Consider the following 11,730-nt stretch of genomic DNA (forward strand, 5'->3'; position numbering starts at 1 on the left):
CCGTGTTGCGTCATACCCTGCGTGCGTCCGCCGCCGCCCTGGCCCTTCTGCTGCCCTTCGCGGCGGCCTGCGGAAACGAGGCACAGGCCGAATCCTCGTCCGACATCTCCTCCGTGACCCTGGACGTCGGCGCCACCGGCTGGAAGACCGACGAGGCGATCCTGAAGTTCGCCCACCTCGACGACACCCCGTACAAGGTCAAGTGGAGCCTCTTCCAGGGCGGTGACCAGCAGCTCCAGGCCATCCGGGCGGGAGCGCTCGACCTCGCCTCCTCCAGCGAGATCCCGCCGATCTTCGCGGCGGCCGACGGCAAGCCCAACTTCAAGGTCGTCGCCGTGGAGCGGGCCGCGACACTCAATCAGGAGGTTGTGGTCCCCAAGGGCTCCAAGGTGACCGACATCGCGGGCCTGAAGGGCAAGAAGGTCGGCTACGTCGCGAACACCACCGCGCACTACTTCCTGTACGAGCTGCTCAAGCAGGCCGGCCTCAAGTGGTCCGACATCGATGCCAAGCCGCTGCTCCCCAATGATGGGCTCGCGGCGCTGAACGGCGGCGGCATCGACGCCTTCGCCTCCTACGGCACGTCGATCATCACCGCCCACCAGCAGGGCGCCGTCACCGTCGGCTCGGGCAAGGACATCCTGTCCGGCAACTTCCTCTGGTCGGCGCGGGACACCGTGCTGAAGAGCCCCACCCAGACCGCCGCCGCGGCCGATCTGATCGCCAGGATCTCCCAGGCGTACGCGTATGTCAGGGACGGGCACGAGGCCGAGTTCGCCAAGGTCATCGCCGACGCCACCCACCAGCCCGTGGAGCAGGCCGAGAAGGACCTCGTCGCCCAGCAGACCCAGCGGCCCAACCAGGCCGAGACGGTCAGCGACGCCACCATCGCCTCGCAGCAGAAGGTGGCCGACGCCTTCACCGAACTCGGCGCGCTCAAGTCGCACCTGGACGTCGGGGCCTTCTGGAGCCGCGACCTGAACGCCGATCTCAAGAAGGCACTGTGACCTCCCCGATAACGCTTCGCCTCGCTGAACTCGCTCCCGAATACGATCGATCGGCGGCCTTTCCCGCCGAGTCCCTCCAGGCCGTGCACGAGGCAGGACTGCTCACCGCGACCGTCGGCGAACGCTACGGCGGCCCGGGCGGCAGGGTCGCCGAGACCGCGCGCATCCTGCACACCCTCGGCCAGGGCGACCCCTCCGTCGCCCTGATCACGGCGATGACCCTCAACACCCACGCCCGGCAGGCCGTCCAGCCGCACTGGCCCGACCAGCTGTACGCGAGCCTGCTCAGGGAGTCCGAGAAGCGGCCCGTTCTCATCAACCACGCGCGCGTGGAGCCCGATCTGGGCTCCCCCGCGCGGGGCGGTCTGCCCGCCACGCTCGCGCGGCGCACCGCCGACGGCTGGTCGCTCAGTGGCCGCAAACGGTTCGTGACCGGAGCCGACGGTCTCGACTGGTTCCTCGTGTGGGCCACCACCGACGAACCGGAGCCGCGCGTGGGCACCTTCCTGGTCCCCGGCGACTCCCCCGGCATCGAGATCGCCGACCGCTGGGACCAGTTGGGCCTGCGGGCCAGCGGCAGCCATGACGTGGCCTTCCACGGCGTGGAGATCCCGTACGAGAACGTCATCGGCCTGGGCCCGCACGGTCCCGCCGCAGAGCAGGACAACCGGGCGGGCGCGGCCCTCCATCTCCCGCTCGCCGCCCTCTACTTGGGCGTCGCCCGATCCGCGCAGGCCTTCTTCCACACCTTCGCGCACTCACGTGTGCCGGCCAACCTCGGTCATCCGGTGGCCCGTACGGAGCGCTTCAGGCGGACGGCAGGGGAGATCGAGGTGCTGCTGGCCGCCGCCGAGCAACTGGTGTTCGGCGGTGCCGCCCTGGTCGACGCCGGCGACTCGTCGTACACCCCGGAACAGGCGCTCGGCGCGCGCGTGCTGGCCGACCGGCACGGCGTGCGGGCCGTGGAACTGGCCGTGCGGCTGCTCGGCAACCCGGGCCTGGCCCGAGGCAACCCGCTGGAGAGGCACTTCCGCGACATCCAGTGCGCGCCCGTGCACGCACCACAGGAGGACATCTCCCTGCTCGCGATCGGAACGAAGGCGCTGAACGGTACGAAAGCCACGACGGACGCAAAGGCACTGAACGGAACGACGACATCGGGCGAAGCCCAGGCGCCGACCGACACGAAGGCTCTGATCCCATGACAGCACCAGCCATCACCGCCTCGGCCCAATTGCTGGGCCTCCTTGCCCGTGACCTGCCCCCCGACCGCCTCACCACGGACCCGGCCACGCTCACCGCACACGCCACCGACCGCTCCGGCACCCGCCTCGACGGCAGCCCGCTGGCTGTCGTACACGCCAGACGGACCGAGGACGTGACCGTCACCCTCCGGCACGCGCACGCACTGCGCGTGCCGGTGGTGCCGCGCGGCGCCGGCACCGGCCTGTCGGGCGGCGCGACGGCAGGCGAGGGCACGCTCGTCCTCGACCTGTCCGGGATGAACCGCATCCTCGAACTGTCGCCGGACGACCAGCTCGCCGTCGTCGAACCCGGTGTGATCACCGCCGAGCTGGACCAGGCGGCCGCCGCGCACGGTCTGCGCTACGCACCCGATCCGGCGAGCGCGGCCATCTCCACGATCGGCGGGAACATCGCGACCAACGCGGGCGGTCTGCGCTGCGCCAAGTACGGCGTGACGCGGGACAGCGTGCTGGGTCTTGAGGCGGTGCTCGCGGACGGCACCGTCGTGCGCACCGGCCGCCGTACCGTCAAAGGCGTCACGGGCTACGACCTGACGGCGCTGCTCACCGGCTCCGAGGGCACCCTCGCGGTGATCACGTCGGCGACGCTGCGGCTACGGCCCGTTCCGGTGGCGACGGCCACGCTCGCCGCGTACTTCGCCTCCTTCGAGGACGCCGCCGAGGCCTCGTACGCGATCGGGCGGGCCGGGGTCGAGCCCGCGCTGGCCGAGCTGGTCGACGGGCCGGTTCTGCACGCCATCGACCCCGCGCTGCGCGAGCGCGGTGCGGCCCTGCTGCTCGTGCAGTGCGACGGCGCGGGCGCGGCGATCGAGGCGGAGACCGTCGCCCGGCTGCTGGCACCGCTGGCCACGACGGTCGAGACGGCGGCGGACCCGGCCGAGGCCGACGCACTGCTCGCCGCCCGCCGCCTCGCGCTGCCGGCGCTGGAGCGCCTGGGCCGTCCGCTGATCGAGGACATCGCGGTACCCCGCTCCCGCCTCGCGGAGGCGGCCCGTGAGATCCGCGCCATCTCCGCGCGCCATGACGTGCCCGTCTTCACGATCGCGCACGCCGCGGACGGCAACCTCCACCCGATCATCGTGGTGGACCCGGCGCTGCCCGTCCTGCCGGACGCCGCCTGGGAGGCGGCAGGCGAGATCTTCGCGCTGGCCCTGCGCCTCGGCGGCACGCTGACGGGCGAGCACGGGGTGGGGATCCTGAAGCGGCAGTGGGTGGCGGACGAGCTGGGGCCCGCGGCCCACGCGCTGCAACGGCGGCTGAAGGACGCCTTCGACCCCCACGGGATCCTCAACCCCGGCAAGAGCCTCTAGGACTCCTCTAGGACCTGTCCGGCCAGTCAGTCTCAGGAAATCGGCGGCAACTGATCAGCGCTGGTGAGCGGGGTGTGGTGCGTGCAGCTGCGAGGCGCATGAGGGAGTCGACGCGATGGGAGCCCCCGCTCGAGCGAAGCCGCGAGTGGGGGAGTCGGCGAGTGACGACAACGCCGCAGATGTGCGCACCACACCCCGCGTCTGCGGCATGATCGGCCGGACAGGTCCTTGGGAAGCTCTACGCCTGGGGCCTGGCGAGCAGAGTGCGTACGCCCTCGGAGGTGAGGGTCAGGCCGTGCGGCGAACTGCCGTCGATCGTGAGCGCCAGGTCGCTGGACGGCCACTGCGAGGCGAGCGCGCCCAGCGGCACCATGCGGTAGCGGGAGACGGACGGGAGCAGCTCGGCCATCTCCAGCTCCGAGGTGAACACCGGCACGACCTGCTCACCGCCCGGCGCCTCCAGAACGGGCAGCGCGACGGCCGTCGGGTCGGCGACCTCCTCCTCGCTCACGTCGTCCGGCACGGGGACCAGGACATCGCTGCCGGCCAGCGTGTCCAGAGCCCCCGCATCCTCGGTGTTCCGGGTGAGGACGTCCAAAGCCTCCTGGGCGGGTGTCGTGGGTGTGGTGTGGTCGTTCGTGGGGGTGTCCATGGCAAATCCCGGGGTAGTACGGACGGGCCTCCCGGGACGGGGTCCGCCCCGGGCACATCCTCGTCGCGTACCCACCCGGTGCCGGGGCATTCCTCGCGCTTCTCATCCAGCGGAGACCGGGCCACAGGATGAAAACGGACCAGTAGTGGCGCCTCCCTGCGCCCACGCCCGGGCAGCGCAGCCGTGCCTGGCTCGGGCGCATACCGATATAACCCTCCCCGGGCCCATCGACGCCCTGCGCGAGCGGGACCTCAAGGTCGGCGTCTGCTCCTCGCACTCCGACCGGAACCACCCCGACCACTCCGACCACCCCGACCACTCCGACCACTCCGACCACCCGAGCCTCCGACAGGTCGGGCCGGGCGTGCCCTCCAGCAGCCCTGGCCGAGGTACCCGGCGTGACCTGGATCGACGCTCCCGCCTCGGCGGACCTCGACGAGTACGCCACCGTGCCGGCCGTCGAACTCGACGGGGGATGGACCTCTACCGGGGAGCCGGGCGCGACTGACGGAGGAACTCGTCGAGCACGTGCGCGTCGGGCGCGGTGGCGGGTCCGGATCGGGTGACCGCCAGCGCGGCGCCCGCGTTGGCGCGACGCGCGGCGTCGGACGGGGGCAGACCGCTTGCGAGGGCGGCCATGAAGACGCCGGTGTGCGCGTCGCCCGCGCCGTTGAGGTCGACTGCCCGGACGTCGAATCCGGGGACCGCGGTGAGTGTGCCTTCGTGGTGCAGGAGGCAGCCGTCCGGTCCGGTACGGATCAGGGCCGAGCCGCGCTTCAGACGGGACCGCACCGCGTGGGCAGATGCGACAGGGTCGTCAACCCCCGTGAGCAGCGCGGCTTCGCGGGCGTTGCAGCTCCACCAGTCGGCTCGCGCCATGAGCAACTCCAGCGCCTCAAGGGGGATTTCGCCCGCCAAGGGGCCAGGGTCCACGATTACCGTGACGGCCGGGTCCAGCCGGGGCACCCATGCGGAGAGCGCGGCGCGATTGGCCTCGTACATCAGGCTGTAGCCGGAGATGTAGACCAAGTCAGCGGCCTCTGGACGCAGTTCGGCGAGATCGGTGAAGGACAGCGTGGCTTCGGCGCCCGGGCTTGTGACAAAGGTGCGCTCGCCCTCGGCGTCGACGAGGCAGACGCAGAGGCCGGTGTCGAGGTCCGGGCGGGGTGCCAGCAGGACGTCGATGCCCTCCGCGCGGAGTGCGCTGCGGGCCCGGTCGCCGAAGGGACCCGTGCCGTGGGCGCCCGCGTAGGTCACGGGAAGTCCCTGCCGGGCTGCCGCCGCCATGCCGTTGAAGCCGCCGCCCGGCGTCCGGTCGGTGCGGGTGGCGAGGACGTCGCCACCGCGCTCGGGCAGCGCCGGAACCTCCAGGACCAGGTCCATCATCACGTTGCCGAGGTGCAGGAGCCGGCTCACGGCCGCCCTCGCAGGGTGAGAAGCGCGGCGGCGGTCGCGTCCAGGTCCAGGTGTGGGTTCACCCGTACCAAGGTCGCCCGCGCGTCGGCAGGGAAGGCGTCCACTCCGTGGCAGGCGCCGCTGACGGCACCCGCGATCGCGGCGATGGTGTCGCAGTCGCCGCCGACGGACGCCGCGAGCAGCACGGCCCGCCACGGGTCGTCCGGGCAGGCCGCCAGGACGGCGAAGGCGGCGGGTACGGACTCCTGGGTCGCGAGGCTGGTGCCCACCAACGTGTAGACCCGATCGCAGACTTGGGCCTCATCGAGGCCTCGTACGAGCGCGGTGGCCCACACGATCCGCTCGGCCACGTCGGCGGCGGCCACCCAGTGGCCACGGTCTGCCGCGGACCGGGCCGCCGACACGGCGACTTCGACGGCCTGCGGAACCGACGCGCCGTCAAGTCCCGCGCTGACGGCGGCGGCCACGGCTGCCGCGCCCGCGAGGGCGACCCCGGTGTTGTGGGTCAGCCGACTGGCCTCCACGACCCGGTCCACCAGCGCGACCGGATCCGTCCCGGACACGGCGATGCCCACGGGCGCGATCCGCATCGCCGCGCCGTTGGTGGTGCCGTACCGGCCGACCTCGTCCACGGGCGTACCCGCCAGGACCAGTTCGACCGCCCGCTCGGTGGAGGGGCCGAGCAGATCCAGCGAGCCACGGGCCCGCATGTCCTCCTCCCAGGCCACCAGACGCCTGGCCAGCTCCGCCGGGTCGATGCTCCCCTTGCCGTCGAGCAGCAACCGGGCGAGCAGGACGGCCTGTTCGGTGTCGTCGGTGATCGCCCCGGCCGGCATCCCGGCGGCCAGCGGGTGGTCGGGGTCGGCGGGCTCGAACCCGGTCAGCACCGGCCCGTACCGCGCGAGGATCTGCGGGCGCGACAGCATCTGGGTCGGCATGCCGAGGGCGTCCCCGAGGGCGAGCCCGTACAGGGCTCCGGCGGCGCGGCTCTGGAGAGTCATGAGTACTTTCCGTAGGGGGTCGGTCAGGCGAGGGGTCAGCCGAACTCGAGGGAGAGCTGGAAATGGTCGGGGTCGAGCAGGCTCGCGACATGTTCGACGAAGGAGCCGTCGACCGCGCGGCTCGTGCGCCGCGTGTCGAGGAACCAGTCGCCCGGTTCGCGGCGCAGCACCTCCGCCTCCCGGACGTCGATCCGCCGCCCGGCCAGCCGCTGTTCACCGTGGTCGGGGTGGAGTCCGGCCTGCAGCATCACCTCGGTGAGGGAGAGGCCGTCGAGACCGCGCCCCGGAAGTTCTCTGACGCCGGGAACGGGCGGCAGGCAGCTGCGTTCGTACGAGATCACGGAGCCGTCGGCGACGAGTTCCCGGATCCGCTCGACCCGTATGAACGTCGGTATGTCCAGGGCAAGTTGACCGGCCAGCTCCTTGTCGTGGACCTCCCGGACCGCGAGTGTCCGCACGCGCGTGTCGATGCCCTGGACGGCCATGGCGTGCGCCCAGCCGAGCGGGTCGTCGAGCGGGCGGCCGTCGAAGAGTACGTAGGAGCCCTTGCCGGAGCGGGTGGCGATCAGTCCGGCGTCGTTCAGTTCGGCGAGCGCGGCGCGCACCGTGGTGCGGCTGACCCCGAAGCGCTGGGCCAGGGCATGCTCCCCCGGCAGCTGTTCCCCCACCGGCCGGTGTCCGCTGCGGATCTCCCTGGCGAGTACTTCGGTGATCTGCTGGTGCTTCAGCGGGATTCCGGTCATGCCGCGCCCCCGGCGAGGACCTCGTCGACGGTGACGACCCGGATCAACGGCCGGTACAGATCCAGCACATGGAGAGCCTTGGCATGCGAGTCGTCGTCGACGCCCGCGCAGGCGTCGGACACGACCAGCACCTCGGCTCCGGCGTCGGCGGCGGCGAGGGCGGTGGACAGGACGCAGCAGTCGGTGCTGACCCCGGCGAGGACCAGCCGTCCGTCGGCGCCGACACGCGCCGCGAGCTCGGGGGTCCACTTGCCGAAGGTGGTGGCGTTCACCAAGTGCCGTGCCTGTACGGCGAATTCGTCCGTCAGATCCCACAGCGGGGCGTCGGGTGGTTGCAGCGCGAAGGGCCACTGGTCGTAGTACGCGCGCCATACGCCGGCGATTTTCTCCGGCGCGAGGAAGCGGGTGAAGGTGACACGGTCACCGAAGGCCGGCAGCAGTCGACGTACGCCTTGGGCGGCTTCGTCGAAGCGTGGCGTCGCCCAGGGGCTGTCGGGCTCGGCGAACACGCGCTGCATGTCGATGACGGTGAGCAGTCCGTGAACCGGTTCGGCGTTCATACGGCGCTGAGCACCTCCTCGCTGGGGTCCTGCCGCTCCTGGGCGCGCACCCGGCCGCGACCGAGCGCCAGTGTGCCGAGGAATCCGAGGGCGAGGGCGAGCAGGACGCCCAGGTTGGCGTAGGCCCAGGCGCCCGTCTTGCCGCCGAGTCCGAACGCGTCGAGCAGATAGCCCTGCCAGTCCAGCCAGCTCGCGGCCGAGTTGGTGACCAGGCCCCAGCCGAGCACGGTGGCGGCGAGGGTGAGCAGCAGCGGCTGGAGCGGGAGGTCGCCGTACCGGCCGCTGTTACGGAACAGGTCCCGTTCGTCGTAGTCACGCCGGCGCATCACCAGGTCGGCCAGCATGACCCCGCACCAGGCGGCCACGGGGACGCCCAGCGTGGTGAGGAAGCCGATGAACTGGCCCAGGAAGTTGTCGCTGAAGAAGACGATGTAGATCGAGCCCGCGATCATCAGGACACCGTCGACGAGCGCCGCCAGATAGCGCGGCACGCGCAGACCGGCGGAGAGCAGCGCCAGACCCGAGGAGTAGATGTCCAGGACCGCGCCGCCGACCATGCCGAGCACGGCGACGACCGCGAAGGGGATCAGGAACCACGTGGGCAGGATGGTGGTCAGCGCGCCGATCGGGTCGATGGCGATGGCCTGGCTGAGGTCCTTGGAGGAGCCCGCGAGGAGCAGGCCGAAGAGCAGCAGGAGCAGGGGCGCCACCGAGCCGCCGACAGTGGTCCAGCCGATCACGCCCCGGCTGGAGGAACCGCGCGGCAGGTAGCGGGAGTAGTCGGCCGCGGCGTTGACCCAGCCGAGCCCGAAGCCGGTCATCATGAAGACCAGCGCGCCGATGAACTCCTGCGCGGAGCCCGCCGGTACGGCGCTGACGGTGCTCCAGTGGATGTGGTCGGCAACCAGCGCGATGTAGACGACCGTGAGTACCCCGGTGACGACGGTGATCACCGTCTGCAGGCGCATGATGACGTCGAAGCCCATCACGCCCCCGACCACGGTCAGCGCGCCGACCACGAGCAGGGCGACCACCTTGGTCTCCGTGCCGCCGCCCCAGCCGAGCCGTCCGAAGACGGTCGCGGTGGCCATCGTCGCGAGCGCGCAGAGCACGGTCTCCCAGCCGACGGTCAGCACCCAGGAGATCACCGAGGGCAGCCGGTTCCCGCGGACCCCGTAGGCAGCGCGGCTGAGCACCATGGTCGGCGCGGATCCGCGCTTGCCCGCCACGGCGACGAAGCCGCAGAGCAGGAAGGAGAACACGATGCCGATCGATCCGGCGATCAGCGCCTGCCAGAAGGAGATGCCGAAGCCGAGCGCGAACGCGCCGTAACTCAGGCCGAGAGCGCCGACGTTGGCTCCGAACCAGGGCCAGAACAGTGTCCTTGGAGTGCCCTTGCGTTCGGCGTCGCCGATCACGTCGAGACCGTGTGTCTCGACCTGGAGCTGCCTGCCCCCTGATCTGTTCTCGGCTCTGTTCTCGGAGGATTCGCGGGAGTCCGTCATCTTCGACCTACCTGTCTAGACGTGTTCAGTGGAGGCTAGGTCGGCCGCCCGGAGTCGTCAAGGGGCGCGAGCGAATCGGGGACCGGCCCGCGGACGTTGCTCGCCGCGATGAGACGCTGTGCCCGAACCGGCGTACTGAGGGTGGAGGGGCACCAAGCCACCGAGCCCTTCCTTACCGGAGGTACCTCACCGTGACCATCACCAAGGCGGCCCCGCCGCCGGTCGAGCACCGCACCGCGGGCGACCCGCAGGGCCGGCGGGGCTGGCACTTCAGCTCCCCTCTCGTCCTGACCATGGTCCTGCTCCTGCTGGTCACCTTGCAGGGACCGATCCGGAAGGCGCTGTCCGCGCCGGTCATGCAGAGCTGGATGACCGTGTTCGTCGCGGTGATCATCCAGGCTCTCCCCTTCCTCGTCCTCGGGGTACTCCTGTCGGCGGTCATCGCGGTGTTCGTCCCGCCCTCGTTCTTCGCCCGCGCCCTGCCGAGCAGGCCCGCTCTCGCGGTGCCGGTCGCCGGGATGGCCGGGGCGGTCCTGCCCGGCTGCGAGTGCGCCTCCGTTCCGGTGGCCGGAGCGCTGGTGCGCCGGGGTGTGACGCCCGCGGCGGCGCTGGCCTTCCTGCTGTCCGCGCCGGCGATCAATCCGATCGTGCTGACCGCCACGGCGGTCGCGTTCCCGCGCAATCCGGAGATGGTCCTCGCCCGGTTCGTGGCGAGCCTGCTCGTGGCGTGCTCGATGGGCTGGCTCTGGCAGCGGCTGGGGCGCGCGGACTGGCTGCGCCCGCCGGACCGCCCGGCACACGAAGGCCTCGGCAGGGGCGCCGCGTTCTGGGGGTCCGTACGGCACGACGTGATGCACGCGGGCGGCTTCCTGGTCGTCGGCGCGATGGCCGCGGCCACACTCAAGGCCGTCGTACCGGCGAGCTGGCTGCAGGCCGCGGCGGGCAACTTCCTGGTGTCCGTCCTCGCCCTGGCGGTCCTCGCGGTACTCCTGTCGATCTGCTCCGAGGCCGACGCGTTCGTGGTCGCGTCGCTGACCCAGTTCTCCCTCACCGCCCGGCTGGCGTTCCTCGTCGTCGGGCCGATGATCGACCTGAAGCTGTTCGCCATGCAGGTCGGCACGTTCGGCCGCGGGTTCGCCCTGCGGTTCGCACCCGCCACCTTCACCCTGGCGATCCTCATGTCGGTACTCGTCGGGGCGGTGCTGCTGTGAACCGGCAGGCGCAGGCGGCCGTCCTGTTCCTCCTCGGTGCGGCAGTGCTGAAGGCCGGCTCCAGCGATCTCTATCTGCGGTACGTCAAGGCCGGGTTGCGCCCGCTGCTCTTGGCAGCCGGCGTCGTCCTGATCGTCACGGCCCTCGCCACCGTGTGGTACGAGCTGCGGCAGGGGCGCACGCGCCACGCGAGTCCGCCCGACGACGGCCGGGACGACGAAGGGCACGACCACGCCCACGCCCACCGCGAGCCCCGTATCGCCTGGCTCCTGGTCCTCCCCCTGCTCGCCCTCATCCTGGTCGCCCCGCCCGCGCTGGGCTCCTACAGCGCGATGCGCACCGGCACGGCCCTGCAACCCCCCTTCGGCTACGCCGACCTGCCCGCCGACGACCCGCTTCCGCTCAGCCTGGTCGACTACGCCGGCCGCGCGGCCTACGACCACGGGCAGAGTCTCGGCGACCGGCGGATCAAGGTCACCGGCTTCATCGCGCTGGGCCACGACGGCACTCCCTACCTCGTCCGCATGGCTCTCAACTGCTGTGCCGCCGACGCCCAGCCGGTCAAGATCGGCCTGACCGGACGGATTCCTCCCGTCCTGCAACCCGACTCCTGGCTCGAGGTCACCGGCACCTACACCAGCAAGCAGACCAAGGACCCCGTCAACAACGGCGTCATCCCCTTCATCGACGTCGGCGAGGCCAAGCCCGTCGCGGCCCCGCGCGATCCGTACGACGAGAGCTGGAACAACTGAGCGCTTCTCCGGGGAGTCGCCGGGCCCTTTCAGGAGGGTGCCGGGGAGAGATCGTCGCCCTGTCGCTCGATGGACGCGGGCTTGCGGGAGCGATCAATTCCAGCCGATCTTCAAGCCTGCTCGCCCTTCCGGCGCGACGACGTCCGGGCGAGCCGCCCGGCCTTACATTTCGCGAAAACTCCAACTCCGATACAAATGGATCACCTCTGGTCACATTCTGAACCGCATCCGACCGAAGAGTTCACAGTGACCACTGCTAATTTGTGGGGGCCGCGATGTGCCGAAAGGTCGGGGAGGGGGCTCGCAGC

The 11,730-nt window shown here is 71.3% G+C and carries 11 protein-coding genes; 5 read left to right on the top strand and 6 right to left on the bottom strand.

The features are described 5' to 3' along the window. Positions 1-2 precede the first annotated feature (2 nt). From ACFWP7_RS06675 to ACFWP7_RS06685, 3 genes are read left to right on the top strand one after another with little or no spacing between them, the layout of a single operon-like run. Positions 3-1,007 (top strand): ABC transporter substrate-binding protein, encoded by a 1,005-nt coding sequence (locus ACFWP7_RS06675; protein ID WP_384377026.1) that lies wholly within the window; start codon positions 3-5, stop codon positions 1,005-1,007. Continuing rightward, complete coding sequence (locus ACFWP7_RS06680) at positions 1,004-2,212, top strand: acyl-CoA dehydrogenase family protein (protein ID WP_384377029.1); 1,209 nt, start codon at positions 1,004-1,006, stop codon at positions 2,210-2,212. Before ACFWP7_RS06675 ends, ACFWP7_RS06680 begins: the two co-directional genes overlap by 4 nt. Then, positions 2,209-3,582, top strand: coding sequence for an FAD-binding oxidoreductase (locus ACFWP7_RS06685; protein ID WP_384377032.1), 1,374 nt, complete (start codon positions 2,209-2,211; stop codon positions 3,580-3,582). The genes ACFWP7_RS06680 and ACFWP7_RS06685 overlap by 4 nt, the downstream gene beginning before the upstream one ends. Before the next feature lie 238 nt (positions 3,583-3,820). Here the strand turns inward: ACFWP7_RS06685 and ACFWP7_RS06690 are convergent, their stop codons facing one another. The 6 genes from ACFWP7_RS06690 to ACFWP7_RS06715 all read right to left on the bottom strand — a co-directional run bounded on the left by ACFWP7_RS06690 (position 3,821) and on the right by ACFWP7_RS06715 (position 9,459). Further along, a complete protein-coding gene (locus ACFWP7_RS06690; RefSeq protein ID WP_384377035.1) occupies positions 3,821-4,234 on the bottom strand; it encodes an SseB family protein in 414 nt (137 codons plus the stop codon). A 483-nt stretch (positions 4,235-4,717) separates the two neighbouring features. Beyond that, positions 4,718-5,650 carry a PfkB family carbohydrate kinase gene (locus ACFWP7_RS06695; RefSeq protein WP_384377038.1) on the bottom strand — a complete coding sequence of 311 codons (933 nt, stop codon included), beginning with the start codon at positions 5,648-5,650 and terminating at the stop codon, positions 4,718-4,720. Beyond that, positions 5,647-6,651 carry an ADP-ribosylglycohydrolase family protein gene (locus ACFWP7_RS06700; RefSeq protein ID WP_384377042.1) on the bottom strand — a complete coding sequence of 335 codons (1,005 nt, stop codon included), beginning with the start codon at positions 6,649-6,651 and terminating at the stop codon, positions 5,647-5,649. Before ACFWP7_RS06700 ends, ACFWP7_RS06695 begins: the two co-directional genes overlap by 4 nt. 35 nt (positions 6,652-6,686) lie before the next feature. Next, a complete protein-coding gene (locus ACFWP7_RS06705; RefSeq protein ID WP_384377045.1) occupies positions 6,687-7,394 on the bottom strand; it encodes a GntR family transcriptional regulator in 708 nt (235 codons plus the stop codon). Beyond that, on the bottom strand, positions 7,391-7,954 hold the full coding sequence (locus ACFWP7_RS06710) for a cysteine hydrolase family protein (protein WP_384377048.1): 564 nt from the start codon (positions 7,952-7,954) through the stop codon (positions 7,391-7,393). The genes ACFWP7_RS06705 and ACFWP7_RS06710 overlap by 4 nt, the downstream gene beginning before the upstream one ends. Further along, positions 7,951-9,459 (bottom strand): purine-cytosine permease family protein, encoded by a 1,509-nt coding sequence (locus ACFWP7_RS06715; RefSeq protein WP_384377051.1) that lies wholly within the window; start codon positions 9,457-9,459, stop codon positions 7,951-7,953. The genes ACFWP7_RS06710 and ACFWP7_RS06715 overlap by 4 nt, the downstream gene beginning before the upstream one ends. Positions 9,460-9,650: 191 nt before the next feature. Here ACFWP7_RS06715 and ACFWP7_RS06720 point away from each other — a divergent pair, with 191 nt between their 5' ends. Together ACFWP7_RS06720 and ACFWP7_RS06725 are read left to right on the top strand one after the other, a co-directional pair. Beyond that, positions 9,651-10,670 (top strand): permease, encoded by a 1,020-nt coding sequence (locus ACFWP7_RS06720; RefSeq protein WP_384377054.1) that lies wholly within the window; start codon positions 9,651-9,653, stop codon positions 10,668-10,670. Further along, positions 10,667-11,422, top strand: coding sequence for a TIGR03943 family putative permease subunit (locus ACFWP7_RS06725; RefSeq protein WP_384377057.1), 756 nt, complete (start codon positions 10,667-10,669; stop codon positions 11,420-11,422). The genes ACFWP7_RS06720 and ACFWP7_RS06725 overlap by 4 nt, the downstream gene beginning before the upstream one ends. The last annotated feature ends 308 nt before the right edge of the window (positions 11,423-11,730 follow it).

Origin of the sequence: Streptomyces sp. NPDC058470 (assembly GCF_042721055.1) — a bacterium.
Taxonomy (GTDB): domain Bacteria; phylum Actinomycetota; class Actinomycetes; order Streptomycetales; family Streptomycetaceae; genus Streptomyces.